We start from the raw sequence: 17,807 nt of genomic DNA on the forward strand, positions 1-17,807 counted from the left end.
CCATCCTCGAAGATCCGGACTTCGGCCGGATGGTTCTGGACCTCGACGATCCGCCGCCGCGTGGTGTCGGGAACGCTGTATTGGTTGCCGCCCACCGCGACCATGCCTTCCTGGCTGATGCGCCGTTCGACCGTCAGCACAGCGTCGTAGGGGCGGCCAGGCAGGGCCAGAAGATGCGGCTTCTCCTCGGCAAAATGCTCATCCACGACCCGATCTGTTGTGGCATGCACCCTCGGATTGGCGATGGTCGTGCGCCACTCTTCGAATTGGGCGTTCAGGTCGTCCAGATCGCGGAAGCTGCGCCCGAGGAAGAAGTCCTGCCGGACATAACGGAACGGCCGCTCGACCTTGCCTTTCGTTTTGGCCCGATACGGCTGACAGGCTCGTGGTGCCGACCCGTAATGGGCCAGCAGCGCCAGCAGGGAGACGTTGTAGGTCACGACGCCGGAAGCATCCTCGCCGATGACCGCAGTCTTCATCCGGTCATACAAGACTTCTGTGCAGGCCCCGCCCATCGTTTGAAACGCTGCGATGTGGCAGCGCATCACCGTCTCCAGCGTCTGGTTCGGACAGAACCGCCCCCAGAGCCAACGACTGTGCCCCAGCACCATGCTGAACAGCCAGACCTTGCGCAGCACGCCGGGTTCGGACGTGAACTCCACCTGGAACTCGGCAAAATCCACCTGTGCCTGCTTGCCGGCTGGCGTTTCGAAGCGACGCTCGAACTGCCGCGGCGCCACGGGCCGAACCAGCCGGAGATACTCCGTCAGCGTGGAATAGGCACCCACATAGCCCATCGCCTTGATCTCACGATGCAGCCTGCGGGCAGACAGCCCGGGAAAGGCTTCAAGCCGCTCTGCCAGATAGGATTGGAACCGATCTGCCAGCCGATTGCCCGGCTCTCCGGGTCCATATACCGGAGCCTCAAGGCCCCGTTCCAGGTATTTCCGAACCGTCTTGCGGTCGAGCCCGGTCTGGCGCGCAATCGCGCTGATGCCCAAGCCCTGCCGTCTCAAATCCAGGATCATCACAATCTCCCTCAATCCTACCACCTGCCCGCCCTTCCTTTGGCATCAGCAGAGGTAATCCTGCGCCGCCGATGGTCAGGGGGCATGCCCCCTGACCATCAGCATCAGCGCTAAACCGGGGAATTTTCATCCAGCCGTTTTGGGGAGATTACGTCCAGCACTCACAAATGCCAAAGGCCAAGCAATCAAAGCCGTTTTCGGCCACACCGAGAGCCAAAGAGCGGTCGGTCCAAGTGCGATGAAGGACATGATGCCGGACATCGTCGTGGCCATCATGAAGGTCATGATAATTTGCGTGAGGATCATGGTTTTCTTGTCCATCGGTCGTGCTTTTTCTGATGGACGGTGCCTTGGGGCGGGTCGCGCGCTCATGAGCACCATCCTGTTTCCAGGTTGGTGCCGCGGGTTCACCCATCACGGCGCAACTAAATCTCGTTCGCAAGAGGGTTGGAATAACCGGACCAACCTAAAATCTTTTCGGCAATGTGTGAATACATCCTGCTGGCAGGAAGGCAAGTGTATGAGCGTGGCTTTTCCCCACGAAGGTCTGGCGATGCCTACTCGCCTAAAAGTAAGGCTTTTGCGTGCGCAACTAATCTGACGCGCGAAGCTTCAGCCATTCAAAGATGTGGAGACAGTCGTGCGCTTCATATGCGCCCTTATCGTCGCTGGTCATCTCCTTGGGCCACCCGAACGAATAGTTCGTTGACGCCTTGGGGCGGTACGCTACAAGAGAGCGCCTCACTGGACAGCCTCTCTAATTTTGTCGACTGTCATCGCATCATGCGCGATATCAACATCAAGGCCATATAATATTTTGAGACCGTGGCTTGGCAGGGGTCTGTCGGGGCGGCTGCGGTCGAATTGGGCGTGCCGCCCTCGGCGGTCAGTCAGCAACTGCGTCTACTCGAGGCTCAGTTCGGCGTCCGTCTGTTCCGCAGGGAGAGGCGCAACCTGATCCTGCGCGTCAGCCCCAACTTTGGGGTGCGGTGGTTGGGGCCACGCATCGGCGCCTTCCTGACGGCCAATCCGGAATGGAGCATCCGCGTGGATGCCACGCAGGATTTCACCTCCTTCGAGACCGAGATCGCGGATTTCGATCTGCGCTATGGTCATGGGCAGTGGGCCGGCCTGTCGGTGCTGGGGGTCATGCATGATCTGGTCATGCCGATGTGCAGCCCGGGTTATCGCGACAGGTTGCGGGGGATCTCGGACGATCCGGGCGAGCAGCTGCGCCATGCGGTGCTGATCGACAGCGTCAAGACGATGTTCCGGTGGGACCTGTGGCTGGCGCTGAACCAGGTGGATCTGCCCGACCTGATCTATCCCATGGCCTTCGATCGGTCCTCGATGTCGCTGGAGCTGGCGCGGCAGGGGATGGGCGTGGCGCTGGACAGCGTCAACCTGTGCCTGGCCGACGTGCAGCGCGGCGATCTGGTGCCCTTGTCGCTGGACTTTCCGGTGATCGACTTTCCCGCCTATTGGATGGTCTGCCCGTCGCGCCATCTGAACCGACGGATCGTGGCGCGTTTCGCCGACTGGATCGCGGAGGCCGCACGGATCCACGAGGCCGAGGCAAGGGCCTGCCTGACGCAGCTGGGATGCCGCTTCAGGCAGGCCGAGCCTCCGGGTGCGGCTCAGTAGATGGTCAGCGCCGGAACATACGAGATCAGCATCAGCACGAACAGCGCCACCAGATAGAAGGGCACCAGCGCGCGGACGGTCTCTCCGATGCCCACCCGGGCGATGCCCGCCGAGATGAACAGCGTCGTGCCCACTGGCGGGGTGTAGAGCCCGATCGACAGGTTGACGACCATCATCAGGCCCAGCTGCACCGGGTCCATCCCGATGGCCTGACCGATGCCCACGAAAAGCGGCCCCAGCAGCAGAACCGCCGCTGGAAGATCGAGAAACGCCCCCACGACCAGCATCACCAGGTTCAGCGCCAGGATGATCAGCCAAGGCTCGGACAGGGTGCCCGTGACCCACAAGGCCAGGTTCTGCGGCACCTGTTCGGCGGTCAGCAACCACTGGATCGTGGACGAGGCCATGATGATCAGCATCACCGCACCGGTCATCATCGCGGTCTCGACCGCGGCGTTCCACGCGCCCCGCCATGTCAGGTCGCGATAGATCAGCCCGCAGACGACCAGCGCATAGGCGACCGCCATGACGCTGACCTCGGTCGGCGTGGCCACGCCGAAGCGCAGCGTGCCGATGATGAAGACGGGCATCAGCAGGGCCGGGATGGCCATCAGCAGCTGGCTGCGGAAGGCACGAAACCCGCCGGGCAGCGGCGAGCGGGGCAGACCCTTGCGCCGCGCGACCCACCAGACGCAGGCGAACATGCCCAGGCCCAGCATCACGCCCGGCAGGATGCCCGCCACGAACAGGTCGATGATCGATACGTTCGCCACCAGCCCGTAGAGGATCAGCGGGATGGAGGGCGGGATCAGCACCGAGATGGTCGAGGACGAGGCATTGACCGCCGCCGCGAAGCCGCCGGGATAGCCCGCCTTCTTCTGCACCGGGATCAGCGCATTGCCCATCGCGGTGGCATCCGCCACGGCCGATCCCGACACGCCGCCGAACATCACCGATCCGATGACCGAGACCTGCCCCAGCCCGCCCCGCATGTTGCCCACGAACAGCCGCGCGATGTTGACCAGATACTCGCCGAACCGGCCCTGCATCATCAGGCTGCCCGCCAGGATGAAGAACGGCACCGCCAGCATCGGAAAGCTTTGCGTGGGCGAATAGAGGCGCTGCGCCAGCACGGCCATCGGCCGCCCCTCCATCCAGAGGGCAAAGGCGGTGCCGCCCAACATCGCATGCGCGATCGGCACGGCCAGCGCCATCAGCAGGAAGAAGACTGCAATCATCATGCTTGTCATGACCGTTCCCCCTCAGCTCAGGCTGTTGGCTGCGGGATCGCGATCCCAGGTCTGGCCACCGAAGATCACCCGCAGGATGTCGATGACCGCCAGCAGGGCCATGCCTCCGAAGGCATAGACCAGGCTGGCATAGCCCCAGACCTGCGTGATCCCCAAGGTTGACAGGCGCTGGTATTGCGAGGCCACCAGAATGGGCCGGCTGCTGATCAGCACCGACAGGGAAGTCACCACGATCAGCACCTGCACCACGACCAGCAAGACCTGCGCCCCCCGCGCGCCCAGCATGCCCGGCAACAGGGTGATGGCGATGTTGGCGCCATTGGCGGCGGCAATCACGACGCCGCCCGCCACCAGCCAGGGCATCAGCAGCGCATGGATCTCGTAGGCCCAGGGGATGCCGCCTGCGAAGAAGTACCGCAGGATGACATTGACCAACAGGGCCACGAACATGAAGGCCAGACAGGACACGGCGATGACCTTGCCGCTGATCTCGACGGCATTGGCCAGGCCGTCTGCGGCGCGCAGACCCGGGGGGGATGCCCTCCCCCCGTGCCCCGGATGCGTGTGTGGCTCCATCACTGACCTGCCGCCGCGCGCAGCGCCTCGACCAGTTCGGGATGGCTGGCCGCGTAGCTGTCATAGACCGAGGCGGTTGCGGCGATATAGGCGTCGCGGTCGGCCTCGACGATGGTGACGCCCTCGGCCTCCATCGTGGCACGCAGGGATTCCTCGGCCTCCAGCGACAGCTGGCGCTGCGTCTCGCCCGCCGCGCGCGTGGCGTCCAGCGCGCAGGTCTGCGTGGCTTCGTCCAAGCTCATCCACCAGCCCAGACCTGCCACGACCGGGGTGGATTCGTACTTGTGCCCGGTCAGGGTGATGAACTTGGTGATGTCATGGATCTGCGAGGAATAGATGTTCGTCAGCGGGTTCTCCTGCCCGTCGAAGACCCCCGATTGCAGCGCGGTCGGCAGTTCGGAAAACGACAGCGGCGCGGGCGAGGCGCCAAGCGCGCTGAAGATGTCGATGGTCATCTGGTCGGGGGGCGTGCGGATGTTCATGCCGGCCAGATCGGCGGGCTCCTCGACGGTCTTGGTCATGTGGCTGACATGGCGGATGCCATTGTCCCAGAAGCCCAGGATCTTGAGGCCCGCATTCTGCGCGGCCGCGTCCAGCGTCTGGCCGACCTCGCCGTCCATCACCTCCCACGCGGTGGGCAGGTCGGGGAACAGGAAGGGCAGGCCCAGCAGCCCGATCTCGGGGACGATCTGGGACATGGCGCCCTGGCTGTTGGCCGTCACCTGGATGATGCCCGCGCTGGCCGAGGTCAGCATCTCGACATCGTCGCCCATCGTGGCCGAGCCCGCGACGTTCACGGTGGCGCCCTCGGCGCAGGCGGCAAAGGCCTCGGCCCATTCGGCGGCCGCCACGTCGCGCGGATTGCCCGGCGCGGCGCCATGGGCAAAGATCACCTGCTGCGCGCCGGCCGTTCCGGCCAGTGCCACGGTCAGGCCAAGAGCCGTCAGTACTTTCTTGGTCATGGTCAGTCCTCCCATTTGATTGATATGTCACCCGCCGGCCCCTCCATTAGCCAGCAGGCTTGTCGTCAGTGGATCAGCGAGCCACCATTCACGTCGACCTCGGTGCCGGTGCAATAGGCCGACAGGTCGGAAGCCAGGAACAGCGCGCAGCCCGCCACATCACGGGCCTCGCCCGCCCGACCCATCGGGATACCGGCCAGGATACCCGTCATCATGTCCGGCGTCAGCTTGCCTGCGGTGATGTCGGTGGCGATGAAGCCGGGGCAGATCGCGTTGATGCGGATCTGGTCGGGCGCGAACTCGCGCGCCATCGCCTTGGTCAGGCCCAGCACGCCCGCCTTGGCCGCCGAGTAATGCGGCCCGCCGAAGATGCCGCCGCCGCGCTGCGCGCTGACCGAGGACATGTTGACGATGCTGCCGCCGCCGTTCTCTCGCATGACCGGCACCACCACCTGCGTCATGTAGAGCGTGCCGCGCAGGTTCACGTCCAGCACGGCGTCGTAATGCCCGGCCTCGATCTGCAGCGATTTCAGCGGCTGCGTGATGCCCGCGTTGTTCACCAGGATGTCGATGCGGCCCCAATCGGCGGCCAACCGGTCGGCGACGGCCTGACAGGCGGCCTTGTCTGTCACGTCGCAGGCCAGACCGACATGGCCGGTGCCCAGATCATCGGCTGCCGCCTGTGCTGCGCCTTCGTCCAGGTCCAGGATCGCCACGGTCGCGCCGTGATCGGCGAACATCTGCGCCGTGGCCTTGCCCAGACCGCGTGCCGAGGCCGCCCCGGTGATGATCGCGTATTTTCCGTCCAGAAGTCCCATTCGTCTCTCCTCCCTGTGCCGGCTTACAGCCAGGCCTTGATCTGTTCGGCCACCCGATCGACGGACAGCCCATACATGTCGTGCAATGTCGGCAACGCGCCGGCCTCGAGAAATTCGTCCGGCAGGCCGATCATCCGGAATTGCGGCGCGACGCCCTCCAGCATCAGCGTGGTGGCCACGGCCTCGCCCAGGCCGCCGATCACCGTGTGGTTCTCGGCGGTGACGACCAGACGGCCGCCCTTGCGCGCCTCGGCCAGGATCGTCGCGCGGTCCAGCGGCTTGATGGTCGGCACGTGCAGCACGGCCACCCCGATCCCGTCCGCCTCCAGCCGCACGGCCGCATCCAGCGCCCGCATGGTCATGATCCCGGTCGAGACGACCAGCACGTCGCCCCCCTCGCGGATCATCTGCGCGCGGCCCAGCTCAAACCTGTAGTCGGGCTTGTGGCGGCGCAGCACGTCGGGGACCTTCCCGCGCAAAAGCCGCGCATAGACCGGGCCGGGATGGGCCGCCATTGCGGGAACCATGCCCTGGATATCCGCTGCGTCGCAGGGGTCGATCAGGGTCATGTTGGGCAGGCCGCGAAAGATCGCCAGATCCTCGGTGGCCTGATGGCTGGGACCGTAGCCGGTGGTCAGGCCCGGCAGGGCGCAGCAGATCTTGACCGGCAGGTTCTCCTCGGCGATCGCCATGGCGATGAAGTCATAGGCGCGCCTGCTGGCAAAGACCGCATAGGTCGTGGCGAAGGGCAGGAACCCCTCGCGCGCCATCCCGGAGGCGGCGGACATCAGCAGCTGCTCGGCCATGCCCATCTGGTAGAACCGCTCCGGCATGGCCTGCGCCAGGATGTGCATGTCGGTGTATTTGGCCAGATCGGCGGACAGGCCGACCACGCGGTCGTCCTTCTTGGCCAATTCGACCAACGCCTGCCCGAAGGGGGCGGGCACGGCGTCATAGCCCTCGGCGGCCAGCGAGGCGATCATCGCGGATGTGGCGGCGCGGGGGCCCTCGGGGGCATGACGGGCCTCGTACTTGCGGGCCTGGCTTGCATGGGTCATTGCGGTTGTCCTTCGTCCAGGATGGCCAGCGCGCGGTCCCATTCCTCGGCCTCGACGCGCACGAAATGGTTGACTTCGCGGGCTTCCAGGAACGGCACGCCCTTGCACATGGTGGTGTCGAAGACGATCACCCGGGGCTGGGGGCCGTCATGGTTGCGCGCCGCATCGAAGGCATCGCGCACGGCCTCGATATCGTTGCCGTCCACCCGTTGCGTGTGCCAGCCAAAGGCCCGCCACTTGTCGGCCACGGGCTCGGCGCTGAGCACCTGCGTGGAAGGGCCATCGGCCTGCTGGTCGTTAAAATCGACGATGCAGATCAGGTTCGACAGGCTTTGGGCGCCCGCCGACATCGCCGCCTCCCAGGTCGAGCCTTCGCCCAACTCGCCATCCGACATCAGGTTGATCACGAAAGCCGGGTTCTTCTTGTGGCGCAGACCCATGGCCATGCCGACCGCGATCCCCAGCCCGTGGCCCAGAGATCCGCCGGTGATTTCCATCCCCGGCGTATAGGACGCCATGCCCGACATCGGCATGCGGCTGTCATCCATGCCATAGGTCTCGATCTCTTCCTCGGGCAGGATCCCGGCCTCGATCAGCACGGCATAAAGCGCGATGGCGTAATGCCCGATCGACAGCAGAAAGCGGTCACGCCCCTCCCATTCCGGGTCCTCGGGACGGTATTCCATCGTATGAAAATAGGCCACGGCCAGCACGTCCGCGATGCCAAGCGCCTGACCGATATAGCCCTGACCCTGCACCTGTCCCATGCGCAAGGCATGGCGGCGGATCGCCCAGGCCCGGCGGGCCAGCGAGATGTTCGACCCATGAAGGGGCCGGTCTGTCGCATTCATGTCATCCTCCCTGCGGGTCCTCCGACCCAAGGGGAAAGGTAACCGAACAGGACCGGTTCGTATCGACGGAAAAATTCACGGGTTGCGTAGAAAAACTACATTGAACGCTTTGGACAGACAGTCGAGGCTGGGCGACACCTTGGGAGGGGATCATCATGGAACTTGGACTGGGCAGCTATGCCTTTCGCTGGAATATCGGCATCGGGGATCAGCATCCGCCGCGCCCGATGACCGCATTCGATCTGCTGGACGAGGCACATGCCCGCGGCCTCGGCGTCGTGCAATATGCTGACAACCTGCCCCTGGACCGCCTTTCACCGGACGAGCATCACCGCCTGGCCCAGATCGCCGCCGATCGTGGCATGACCCTGGAACTGGGCACGCAGTCCTTCGATGCCGACCAGGTGGCGCGCTATCTGGTCATCGGCCAGCGCATCGGCGCCCGTATCCTGCGCGTGGCGCTGGACGAGGCGGATGCGCGGATGCCGGTTCCGGATCTTGCGCGGGCGCTTGATCCGCTGCTGCAGGACGCGCGGCAGGCCGGCATCCGCATCGCCATCGAGAACCATTTCAACTATCCCTCCCCGCGGATGGTCGACTTGCTGGAGGCGGTGGACGACCCGCAGCTTGGCGTCTGCCTTGATGTCGCCAATTCCATCTGCGCCGGGGAGTGGACCGAGGAAACGGTCGGCCTGCTGGCGCCCTACACCATCAACCTGCACCTCAAGGACTATGTGATCACGCCTGATCCCTATGGCGTGGGCTTCCGCATTCAGGGCGTGCCCCTCGGGCAGGGCCGGGCGCCGCTGAATTGGGTTCTGGCGCAGTTGAGGCATTGCCCGGCTGACACCAGCTGCATCCTGGAGCACTGGCTGCCCCTGGGCGACGATGCCGAGGCCACACGCGCGCAAGAGCGCCCGTGGCTGGATAAAACTGTCGCGCATGCGCGCCGCATTGTCACCTGAAGAGGGATCATGACCAAGCGCCTGCTGAACGCGCCCGAAGATATCGTCACCGAGGCTCTGGCCGGCATGATGGCCACTCATCCCGATCTTCTGGCGCTAGAGGGGCCGACCGGCCGCGCCATGGCGGCCGTCGATGGTCCACGCGATGGAAAGGTCGGCATTGTTATCTGAGGCGGGTCCGGCACGAGCCGGCCTTCGCGCGCTATGTCGGGCGAGGGCTGGCCGATGCCGCTGCGGTGGGCAACGTCTTCGCCTCGCCCGGACCGCAGCAGATCAAGAATGCCGCCCGTGCGATCGAAGGTAGCGCGGGGGTACTGAGTCTTTAGGGGCCATATACCGGCGACGTGATAAACTTCGACATGGCCGTCGAGGCTCGCACGGCTGATAGCATCCCGGCCCGGTCACTCGCGGTGACCGACGGCGTAGCCTCACCGGCCAGAAAGGCCGCGTCACGGATCTGTATTCCGAGGTCCAGGCGGCGAACGGGCTGGCGCTGCCCTTCCCGGGCCAGCCGCTGCAGGGCTTTTCCGGCATCCGGTCGCTTGGCGACGGGCGCTTTCTGGTGTTGACCGACAACGGCTTCGGCACCAAGGCCAATTCCTCGGATGTCATCCTGATGGTCAACATCGTCCGGCCGGACTGGGACAGCGGCCGCGTCGCCATCGAGCGGACGATCCGGCTGTCGGACCCGGACCAGAAGGTGCCCTTCCCGATCATGAACGAGGCGACCCCCGGCCGCTTCCTGACCGGCGCCGATTTCGACCTCGAATCCGTCCAGCCGGTGGGCGACGGCTACTGGCTGGGCGACGAGTTCGGTCCCTGGCTGATCCGGGTGAACGGCGCGGGCGAGGTGCAGACGGTCGTGGCCACCGAGCCGGGCGGCACCCTGATGCGCGCGCCCGACAATGCCTTCGTCGCCGCGCCCAATCCCGGCGCCGCCCTGCCCGAGGAGGTCGTCGTCTTCCGTTCGGGCGGGTACGAGGGGATGGCGCTGTCGGAGGATGGGCAGACCCTCTATCCGCTGCTGGAAAAGCCGGTCTGGGACGCCGCTGCCGACGCGCCCGAAACCGTGGACGGCGTCCCGGTGCTGCGGCTGTTCGAGGTTGATGCCGAAACCGGGGCTTTCAGCGACCGGGTCCGCTATTACCCGCTGGACGCGCCCGATCACGCGATCGGCGATTTCAACCTGATCGACGGCACGCGGGGCCTGATCATCGAGCGCGACAATGGCCAGGGCGATCCCCGCGAAGGCTGGGCCGAGACGCCCGCCGCCTTCAAGCGCATCTATCTGGTCGATCTCGAGCGGCTGGACGAGAATGGCGTGCTGGAGAAGATTGCCTTTATTGACTTGATGCAGATCGAGGATCCCGACGGCATCGCCCCCCGCGGCACCATCGACGGCATCTTCACCTTTCCCTTCGTCACCATCGAGAATGTCGACCGGGTCGATGACAACCAGATCGTCGTGGCCAATGACAACAACTACGCCTTCTCCGTCTGGCGCCAAGAAGGACGTGCTGATGACAACGAGATGATCCTGCTAGACGTCAAAGACTTCCTGGAAGCAGAATATAGAGGTTCAGCGTCCTCAGAGGACCAGCGCCGCAAAAATCGTCATTGTCGACCCTTCGCCGAAACTGCATGGTCGCGGGGACTTTCGCCGCGACCATGACCGCCAAGTCCTTCAGTCAACTTGGGGTTGCAGACACGCCGCCGCTGGTCACCCTGGAAAATACCATTCTGAATCGCGAGCACCCTGCAACGGGATTCCCTTCCGTCAACATACCTTCAAGAGGTCATTGCGGCGCTCAAGGTTAAGGTAAAATCGAACTGAAGGCTACGTGGCAGCCGGCCCCATGGCAGGCCGCAACGGCGCCTGTGCTCTATTTTCAGTGGCTATGCCCGGCATGGCTGTGAGCCGAGGCATCTTCTGCTTCGACCTCGACGCCCACGTCAAGATGCAGGTCGCCGAACATGACCTCGATCGGCAGGGTGTCGCCCCGGGCCAGCGGGTCATTAAGACCGGACATTTGCAGCGCCAGGCCGCGCGGGGTCAGGTCCAGATCCTGGCCGGCAGCAATCGGCATGTCCGGCAGGGGCTGCCAGGTCTCGACCCCATCCGCATAGGCGAAGCCCACCAACCGGGCAGCCTGCCCGCCTTCGGTTCGGGCGCCGGACAGGGTCAGTGTCCGGTCCGATCCGTTCTCGATCTCCATATAGATCAGTGCGTCGGGGCCTGCGGTGGCGGGCGTCCAGGCGTGCAGGATGCGAAGGCCGTCGGCCTCAGCCAGATGGTCGTGACCATCCTCGGCGATGGCCGGCAGGGCCGTCACGGTCAGGACTGCGGCGAAAGCAAGGCGGTACATGGGAGAGGTCCTTTGGGATCAGCTGCGAAGGTCGGCAAGGCGCTGGCGGCGGGTTGCGGCCAGCGCGGGCACAAGCGCAAGAACCAGCGTCAGGCTGACGAAGCCCGCGACCAGCTGCGCTTCGGCCCAGGTCACGGTGGCGGTGACCAGGATGTCGGTGCGGGCGGTGATGATGGCGGAAAATGCGCTGGCGGCCAGCCAGCCCAAGGCCAGCCCGGCCAGCGATCCGGCGGCGATCAGCGCGGCGCTGTAGCTCCAGACGACGGCAAAGACGAAGCGGCGGCTGGCGCCGATCGCGCGCAGCAGGGCCAGCCCGCGCGCGAAAATGCGGGTCAGAATGACCAGCCCGGCCAGGATCGACACGGTGACCAGCACCTGCGTGACCACGGCCAGGAGCGACATCGCCTCGCGGACATCGCGCATCAGCCCGTGCATCTGTGCCAGCACCGTGCCGGGAAAGAACGCCATCATGTCGGGCCGCGCATAGCGCGATTGCAGCGCGTAATTGCCCCACAGCGCCTCGGCCCGGACCAGAATGGCGGGGGTGCCGGGAAAGAGGTCCGCATCGAAGGGCGGGCCGATCCGCTCGCCTTCGGACAGGGCATGACCGTTGGCCAAGCCATGCACTTCCCACACGCCCTCGATCGGGACCAGGATGGCGCGGTCCCAGGGGCTGCCGGTCGGGGCCATGCGGCCCGTCACGACATAGTCGGCGCCGGCATGGGCGTCAGCCTCGGCTGCGGCTCCGTGGCCATGGGCGGGGGTGAAGCGGTCGCCGGTGGCCACGGGGGCATAGGCCCCGGCTACGGCCTCGGTCGAGATGGCGAACATCCGGCCCTCGGCCAGATCGCCCGCCAGATGGGCCACGAAATCGGCGATGGTGCCCACGACCGGGGCGCCCTGGTAGCTGTCACCAAAGGCGATGGGCGCGGCCAGCACCACGTCAGGGTCCGTTGCGACCTCGGTATATTGGGCGCCCGTCAGCAGAGGCACGTCCGAGGGCTGCAGATAGACGGCGGCCAGCATGGCGGTGATCTCGCTGCCCGGCGCGGCCAGGATCAGGTCGAAGCGTTCGGCGGCGCGCGCGCTGCCCTGCCGCAGCCCGCGTTCCTGCGCGGTCAGTCCGACGCCGATGGCCACCGACACGGCGATCAGCGCGACGAAGACGGCATTGGCCCCGCGAAAGCGGCGCAGCATGGCGCGTACCAGTTGCCACGGCGCAAAGCCGCGCAGCACCAGCAGGCCCGTCATCAGGCCCGGCGCCAGAAGCAGGACCAGCATTGCCACATCCTGCATCAGGACAGGCAGGCCGGACCAGAGCGCGCCCACGCTATTCATGCGTATCCTCGACGATCCGACCCTCGGCCATGGTCAACACCCGGTCCAGCCGCGCGGCGAGGGTCATGTCATGGGTCACCACGACCAGAGTGCGGCCGGTGTCGCGCGACAGGGCGGCCAGATCTTCGGCCAGCCGGTCGGCATTGGCGCGATCGAGGCTGGCGGTCGGCTCGTCCGCCAGGATCACGGGCGGGTCGTTGGCCAGTGCCCGGGCGACCGCGATGCGCTGACGCTCGCCGCCCGAAAAGCTGTCGGCACGGCGTGCGCCGTCCTGTCCCAGACCCAAGCGCTCCAGCCATTCGCCCGCCCGATGGCGCAGGGCGCTGCGTTGCGCGCGGGGCAGAAACGCCGTCGCGATGGCGGCGTTGTCCAGCGCGCCCAGTTCCTCGAAGAGCAGGAAATCCTGAAAGATGAGCCCGATCCGGTCCCGGCGAAAGCGCGTCAGTGCAGTATCGCTCAAGGTCGCCAGATCGGTTTCACCCCAGACCACGCCCCCTGATGCAGGTCGCACCAGCCCTGACAGCGCATGCAACAGCGTTGTCTTGCCCGCGCCCGATGGCCCCCGGATCGCGACCGAGCTTCCTGGCGCCACTTGCAATGCGGCAACCTCGGCCAGCCGCCTCCCGCCCGGTGCAAGAACGATCAAATCGGTCACGGATAGGGCCAGTCCCGCCTTAGGCTCGGCCATAGGTGGCGTCCGTCAGTCGGACCTTGGAATAGAAGCCCAGTTCGGGGTCGACGTAATCGCCCAGCTCCAGGAGGCCCGACGTTTCCAAAGGCACGTTGAAGGGCACCACATCGACCACCCGCTTGGCATAGACGGCCAGAATGTCGACGGGCCAGGGCATCCCGGGTTCGCAAAAAGGGCAGACCGCCATCGGCATCTTGGTCAGCACGAAGAAATTGCTTTCGGCCCGCAGGGGCGGAGCCATGAAGCCCGAGATGGGGATGCGGCGCCCTTCGTTGGCCAAGGCCAGATCAGAAAAGCTGAGGTCGCGGTTGTAAAGATCGCGCAGCCGAATGATTGAGTCAGGCTCCTGTGCACGCGCTCCGCCGGGAATCGCCCCCACAAGGGGCAGAGCAGGCAGCATCGATAGCAACAGGCGGCGGGACAATCGGTGCATCGGGTCTTCCTTCGGGCGTTGGATAGCATGAGAATGGGACATTCATGTGACAAACAAGACGGGCCCCGCCTATGCAGGGCCCGCCCGGTCATGGGAATGGATGCGCTTATTCGGCGGTCATCGCATGGTGCATGACGTGAAAGATCACGTTCTGCTCGATCGTGCCGCCAACCAGATGCGCCCAGGGACCATTCGCGTAAAGCGCGACATCCGTCCCCGCATGGGTTTCCGAGTCCATCGGCACCAAGGCCTGCTGCAGATAGTCGGCATCCATCGCGTCTTCGTTGCTGACTTCTGGACGCTCGCCCGAGAAGCTGCCGTCCTCCTGCTCGATCAGGACCGAGCCCGCGCCGTTCAGATAGCCCGCGACGGTATAGGGCTTGCCGTCGGCGGCCAGTTCAGGTTCTCCGGTATGCTCGACGCCTTCGTCATTGATGGCCATGCACAGGCCAGTGATGTCCGAGCCGCGCCCGCAATAGCCGTTGAAGGCGATGGCATGTTCATGGTCGGCGGTGACCAGGATCAGCGTGTCGGTGTCGTCCACCATGTCGATGGCGGTCTGAACGGCTTCCGCAAAGGCCACGCCATCGGTCAGCACACGGTGCAGGTTGCCCGCGTGGTTGGCATGGTCCACGCGACCCGCCTCGATCGACAGGAAATAGCCCTCTTCGTTGGACGACAGGCGCTCGATCGCGGCCGAGGTCATCTCGGCCAGTGAGGGCTCGCCGGTGCGGTCATACTCGTACTGCATGTGCGAGGCCTCGAAGAGGCCCAGCACCGGGCCGTCGCCGGCCTCGAGCGCGGCAAAACCCTCGTCGTTCCAGACATACTGGCCGCCAAGCGCGGTGATTTCCTCGACCAGGTTGCGGCCGTCGGTGCGGGTGCCGGTGCGGCCCTCGTCATCTGTGACGTCGGTGGGCAGGAAATGCTGGCGCCCGCCGCCCATGGCCAGGTCGATCAGCCCGCCTTCCATCGCGTCGAACAGCTGCGCCGCAATGTCCTTCTGCGTGTCGCAGCCCTCGGGCAACAGGCTGTTGTCTTCCCAATCCCGGTTGGCCGTGACTGCATAGGCCGCTGCCGGGGTCGCATGGGTCAGGCGCGCGGTCGAGATCACACCGATCGATTTGCCCATCTGGTCGGCGATCTGCGTCAGGGTGGTCAGCTCGTTGCCGGGCAGGTTGGCGCAATCGCCCACGGCCACGTCGCCATCGACGTTGATCATGGTGTTCTTGCTTTTCACGCCGGTCAGCATGGCCGAGGCGGTGGGCGCCGAATCCGGCGTCTGGCCGTTGACCGTGTAGGTCTTGACCAGCGCCATGTTCGGGAACGCCTCGTAGGGCAGGACATGGTCGTCGCCCAGGCCGCCGGCCTGCTGGCCCGCGAACAGCCGGATCGCATAGTTGGTCCCGACGCCGTTGCCATCGGCGTTGAACAAGATGACGTTGCGCGCCCGGTTGGTGTTGGGCTGCAGTGCCAGGCGCTGCTCGATCGTGGCCTGGCCTGCGGTGAACCAGTCACTGTCGGCTTGCGAGATGTCCTGCGCCACAGCGCCGGAGGCTGCGATGGCTGCAATGACGGCTAGGGCGGAAGTTTTCATGTTCATGGCTCCATCAAAACGAGTCTTGTGAAGCCTGCTTAACGCGGCTTTGTCGCAGATTTGTGATGACGGCCATTTATTGATTTGAATTAAAATGTTATATCATATTGTATTGTCTGGTTGGTTTTCCGTTTCTTGCATTGATGGAATTCACCGGCATTGATGATGTAACCGCCCCCCCGACGGCATCTGTGTGCCAAGGTGGGTCTGCGAGGATCCACAAAGGGGAGCGGTCATGTCGGAGATTATCACGGTCGGGCTCGATCTGGCGAAGAATGTATTTCACGCTCACGGGGCTGACGGCACAGGCCGGGCCGTTCTGCGCAAGAGGTTGCGGCGAGCGCGGGCGCTGGAGTTTTTCAGCCAGCTGCCATCTTACGCTGTCGCCATGGAAGCCTGCGGCGGTGCCCACTTCTGGGGCCGGGAGATCGGCAAGCTGGGCCATGACGTGCGGCTGATCCCGACAGCTTATGTGAAGCCGTTCGTAAAGCGACAGAAGAACGATGCCGCGGATGCGGAGGCGATCTGCGAGGCAGCACTGCGCCCGACTATGCGTTTTGTGCCCGTGAAGAGCGAAGAGACCCAAGAGGCCGCGATGGTCTTCCGCATGCGGAAGCTACTGATCCGGCAGTGAACGCAAGCCATCAATGCCTTGCGTGGCCATCTGACCGAGTTTGGGCAGATCGTGCCGCGAGGAGCAGCCAACGCCGCGCGCCTGATTGCGATCGTGGAAGATCCGGAAACCGATTTACCTGCCAATGCCATCCCCACGCTGAAGGCTCTGGTCGCGGCGCTTGCGCATCTGGAGGCCGAGATCGGAAAGCTCGACACCGAGATCGCACGTCGGGCCAAGGAGGACGAGGTGGCCCGACGGCTGATGACGGTGTCGGGCATCGGCCCGCTGATTGCCACGGCCATTGCTGTTCTTGCTCCGCCACCAGAGACCTTCCGCAAAGCGCGCGATTTTGCCGCCTGGCTTGGTCTGGTGCCCCGGCAGCATTCAACCGGCGGTAAGCAGCGCCTTAGGGCAACAACGAAGATGGGCGAACGATCCCTGCGACGCCTGCTGATCCTTGGCGCCAACAGCGTCATCATCAAGCGGCACGTCCATTCCTCGGCGCGATCAGGGACCTGGCTGGCAAGGACGCTGTCGCGCAAGCCACCGATGCTGGTGCGGGTCGCACTGGCCAACAAGATGGCACGCATTGTCTGGGCCTTGATCGCAAAGGGCCAGGACTATCGAGCTCCGGCGGCGACGGCATAAGCCGAGCGTCAGTCGCGAGGGCGTCGGTGAGCTGCTGCCGGTTTCGTGGACACGAAGATAAGATCGTGACCAAGGAACTGGAGAGTGGATATGACAAGACGGAAGTTTAGCCGTGAGTTCAAAATCGAGGCTGTCAGGCTGGTGACGGATCGGGGTGTGGCGGTGGCGCAGGCTGCCCGTGACCTCGACCTGTCCGAGAGTGTGCTGCGCCGCTGGATGAGGGAGCTGAGTGCAGCCCCGGCTGCTGCCTTTCCCGGAAACGGACAGATGCGTGCCGACCTAGCGGAGATCGCAGCCCTGAAGAAAGAGGTCGTCCGGCTCCGGGCGGAGCGTGACATCCTCAAGAAGGGTGAGACCATTTTCCGCCATTGGTTCAAGGACAATGGTCGAACGCTTTTTTCGCGCGCGAGGCGACATGAGATTCGCCTTCATTGCCAAGCACCGGCACATTTGGCCAGTCAGTTGGCTCTGCGAGGCGCTGGAGGTGTCGCGCTCCGGCTTCCACGCCTGGCGGGGCCGCCCGACCAGCACCCGCGAGATCCATGATGCCAAGCTGGTCATGGCGATCGAGACGAGCTTCAAAACCAGTGATCGAACCTATGGCGCGCGGCGCGTGTGGCGCGATGTTCTGGAAGAAGGACTGGCCTGCGGCTTGCACAGGACCCTGCGACTGATGCGCTGCAATGCTTTCAGGGCACGGCCCCGGCGCCGTGGTAAGCCCAAGGACGATGGTGAGCGCTCAATCATTGCCGACATCGAGCCGGTGAACGCCACCGGTTCCAGAGAACCGGCGAGGCTGGACCGGGATTTCCAGGCAGATCGGCCAAACCAGAAGTGGCTGACCGATTTCACATACATCTGGACTGCCGAGGGCTGGCTGTATGTCGCGGTCGTTCTGGACCTGTTTTCCCGCCGCGCGGTCGGTTGGTCCATGAAGGCAGATCGCGATGCATCGCTGGTCATGGA

Annotated in this window: 18 protein-coding genes and 2 pseudogenes; 7 read left to right on the forward strand and 13 right to left on the reverse strand. The window is 64.9% G+C overall.

Annotation, left to right across the window (positions count from 1 at the left end; all coding sequences use genetic code 11):
* Together istA and FA743_RS18820 are read right to left on the reverse strand one after the other, a co-directional pair.
* Positions 1–1,052, reverse strand: a 1,052-nt coding sequence (gene istA / locus FA743_RS18815) for an IS21 family transposase (protein ID WP_136887613.1), incomplete at its 3' end; no start/stop codon positions are given.
* A gap of 102 nt (positions 1,053–1,154) precedes the next feature.
* Positions 1,155–1,349 carry a DUF2798 domain-containing protein gene (locus tag FA743_RS18820; RefSeq protein WP_136887614.1) on the reverse strand — a complete coding sequence of 65 codons (195 nt, stop codon included), beginning with the start codon at positions 1,347–1,349 and terminating at the stop codon, positions 1,155–1,157.
* A gap of 504 nt (positions 1,350–1,853) precedes the next feature.
* Here FA743_RS18820 and FA743_RS18825 point away from each other — a divergent pair.
* Positions 1,854–2,672, forward strand: a complete 819-nt coding sequence (locus FA743_RS18825) for a LysR family transcriptional regulator (RefSeq protein ID WP_281281795.1) — start codon at positions 1,854–1,856, stop codon at positions 2,670–2,672.
* On the opposite strand, the gene FA743_RS18830 is transcribed toward FA743_RS18825, so the two are convergent.
* The 6 genes from FA743_RS18830 to FA743_RS18855 form a co-directional block, all read right to left on the reverse strand.
* The gene (locus FA743_RS18830) at positions 2,666–3,922 is read right to left on the reverse strand and encodes a TRAP transporter large permease (protein WP_136887615.1); all 1,257 of its coding nucleotides are present in this window, start codon (positions 3,920–3,922) and stop codon (positions 2,666–2,668) included. The two genes, FA743_RS18825 and FA743_RS18830, sit on opposite strands and share 7 nt — an antisense overlap.
* 12 nt (positions 3,923–3,934) lie before the next feature.
* Positions 3,935–4,498 (reverse strand): TRAP transporter small permease, encoded by a 564-nt coding sequence (locus tag FA743_RS18835; RefSeq protein ID WP_136887616.1) that lies wholly within the window; start codon positions 4,496–4,498, stop codon positions 3,935–3,937.
* Positions 4,498–5,460, reverse strand: a complete 963-nt coding sequence (locus FA743_RS18840; protein ID WP_136887617.1) for a TRAP transporter substrate-binding protein — start codon at positions 5,458–5,460, stop codon at positions 4,498–4,500. Before FA743_RS18840 ends, FA743_RS18835 begins: the two co-directional genes overlap by 1 nt.
* A gap of 65 nt (positions 5,461–5,525) precedes the next feature.
* Positions 5,526–6,278, reverse strand: coding sequence for an SDR family NAD(P)-dependent oxidoreductase (locus tag FA743_RS18845; RefSeq protein WP_136887618.1), 753 nt, complete (start codon positions 6,276–6,278; stop codon positions 5,526–5,528).
* Between the two features lie 23 nt (positions 6,279–6,301).
* Positions 6,302–7,336 (reverse strand): transketolase family protein, encoded by a 1,035-nt coding sequence (locus FA743_RS18850; RefSeq protein ID WP_136887619.1) that lies wholly within the window; start codon positions 7,334–7,336, stop codon positions 6,302–6,304.
* Entirely contained in the window at positions 7,333–8,187 is an 855-nt protein-coding gene (locus FA743_RS18855) for a transketolase (protein ID WP_136887620.1), read from the reverse strand. The genes FA743_RS18850 and FA743_RS18855 overlap by 4 nt, the downstream gene beginning before the upstream one ends.
* A gap of 155 nt (positions 8,188–8,342) precedes the next feature.
* Between FA743_RS18855 and FA743_RS18860 the strand changes: the two genes are divergently transcribed.
* The 4 genes from FA743_RS18860 (at position 8,343) to FA743_RS18870 (ending at position 10,824) form a co-directional block, all read left to right on the forward strand.
* Entirely contained in the window at positions 8,343–9,152 is an 810-nt protein-coding gene (locus FA743_RS18860) for a sugar phosphate isomerase/epimerase family protein (protein ID WP_136887621.1), read from the forward strand.
* Positions 9,153–9,161: 9 nt separating this feature from the next.
* Positions 9,162–9,323, forward strand: a complete 162-nt coding sequence (locus FA743_RS20695; RefSeq protein WP_246055057.1) for a hypothetical protein — start codon at positions 9,162–9,164, stop codon at positions 9,321–9,323.
* A 65-nt stretch (positions 9,324–9,388) separates the two neighbouring features.
* Positions 9,389–9,478, forward strand: coding sequence for a hypothetical protein (locus FA743_RS20700; RefSeq protein ID WP_246055058.1), 90 nt, complete (start codon positions 9,389–9,391; stop codon positions 9,476–9,478).
* Between the two features lie 188 nt (positions 9,479–9,666).
* Positions 9,667–10,824 carry an esterase-like activity of phytase family protein gene (locus FA743_RS18870; RefSeq protein WP_281281796.1) on the forward strand — a complete coding sequence of 386 codons (1,158 nt, stop codon included), beginning with the start codon at positions 9,667–9,669 and terminating at the stop codon, positions 10,822–10,824.
* Positions 10,825–11,041: 217 nt separating this feature from the next.
* Here the strand turns inward: FA743_RS18870 and FA743_RS18875 are convergent, their stop codons facing one another.
* From FA743_RS18875 to FA743_RS18895, 5 genes are all read right to left on the reverse strand, one after another.
* Complete coding sequence (locus tag FA743_RS18875; RefSeq protein ID WP_136887623.1) at positions 11,042–11,518, reverse strand: copper chaperone PCu(A)C; 477 nt, start codon at positions 11,516–11,518, stop codon at positions 11,042–11,044.
* A gap of 18 nt (positions 11,519–11,536) precedes the next feature.
* Entirely contained in the window at positions 11,537–12,856 is a 1,320-nt protein-coding gene (locus tag FA743_RS18880; RefSeq protein ID WP_136887624.1) for an ABC transporter permease family protein, read from the reverse strand.
* Positions 12,849–13,511 carry an ABC transporter ATP-binding protein gene (locus FA743_RS18885; RefSeq protein WP_246055060.1) on the reverse strand — a complete coding sequence of 221 codons (663 nt, stop codon included), beginning with the start codon at positions 13,509–13,511 and terminating at the stop codon, positions 12,849–12,851. The genes FA743_RS18880 and FA743_RS18885 overlap by 8 nt, the downstream gene beginning before the upstream one ends.
* 19 nt (positions 13,512–13,530) lie before the next feature.
* Positions 13,531–13,980, reverse strand: a complete 450-nt coding sequence (locus tag FA743_RS18890) for a hypothetical protein (RefSeq protein ID WP_246055061.1) — start codon at positions 13,978–13,980, stop codon at positions 13,531–13,533.
* A 106-nt stretch (positions 13,981–14,086) separates the two neighbouring features.
* Entirely contained in the window at positions 14,087–15,577 is a 1,491-nt protein-coding gene (locus FA743_RS18895; RefSeq protein ID WP_136887626.1) for an alkaline phosphatase, read from the reverse strand.
* A gap of 235 nt (positions 15,578–15,812) precedes the next feature.
* Here FA743_RS18895 and FA743_RS18900 point away from each other — a divergent pair.
* Positions 15,813–16,841 (forward strand): annotated as a pseudogene (locus FA743_RS18900) (IS110 family RNA-guided transposase).
* 90 nt (positions 16,842–16,931) lie between these two features.
* A pseudogene (locus tag FA743_RS20705) lies at positions 16,932–17,807 on the forward strand (IS3 family transposase); the annotation flags it as partial.

It is taken from the genome of Paracoccus gahaiensis, from assembly GCF_005048225.1.
Classification (GTDB): Bacteria; Pseudomonadota; Alphaproteobacteria; order Rhodobacterales; family Rhodobacteraceae; genus Paracoccus; species Paracoccus gahaiensis.

Bases quoted from the DNA above. Each gene is read 5' to 3' on its own strand.
- FA743_RS18820 (WP_136887614.1), bottom strand. From the start codon at position 1,349: ATGGACAAGAAAACCATGATCCTCACGCAAATTATCATGACCTTCATG.
- FA743_RS18830 (WP_136887615.1), bottom strand. From the start codon at position 3,922: ATGACAAGCATGATGATTGCAGTCTTCTTCCTGCTGATGGCGCTGGCC.
- FA743_RS18835 (WP_136887616.1), bottom strand. From the start codon at position 4,498: ATGGAGCCACACACGCATCCGGGGCACGGGGGGAGGGCATCCCCCCCG.
- FA743_RS18840 (WP_136887617.1), bottom strand. From the start codon at position 5,460: ATGACCAAGAAAGTACTGACGGCTCTTGGCCTGACCGTGGCACTGGCC.
- FA743_RS18845 (WP_136887618.1), bottom strand. From the start codon at position 6,278: ATGGGACTTCTGGACGGAAAATACGCGATCATCACCGGGGCGGCCTCG.
- FA743_RS18850 (WP_136887619.1), bottom strand. From the start codon at position 7,336: ATGACCCATGCAAGCCAGGCCCGCAAGTACGAGGCCCGTCATGCCCCC.
- FA743_RS18855 (WP_136887620.1), bottom strand. From the start codon at position 8,187: ATGAATGCGACAGACCGGCCCCTTCATGGGTCGAACATCTCGCTGGCC.
- FA743_RS18860 (WP_136887621.1), top strand. From the start codon at position 8,343: ATGGAACTTGGACTGGGCAGCTATGCCTTTCGCTGGAATATCGGCATC.
- FA743_RS20695 (WP_246055057.1), top strand. From the start codon at position 9,162: ATGACCAAGCGCCTGCTGAACGCGCCCGAAGATATCGTCACCGAGGCT.
- FA743_RS18875 (WP_136887623.1), bottom strand. From the start codon at position 11,518: ATGTACCGCCTTGCTTTCGCCGCAGTCCTGACCGTGACGGCCCTGCCG.
- FA743_RS18880 (WP_136887624.1), bottom strand. From the start codon at position 12,856: ATGAATAGCGTGGGCGCGCTCTGGTCCGGCCTGCCTGTCCTGATGCAG.
- FA743_RS18890 (WP_246055061.1), bottom strand. From the start codon at position 13,980: ATGCACCGATTGTCCCGCCGCCTGTTGCTATCGATGCTGCCTGCTCTG.
- FA743_RS18895 (WP_136887626.1), bottom strand. From the start codon at position 15,577: ATGAAAACTTCCGCCCTAGCCGTCATTGCAGCCATCGCAGCCTCCGGC.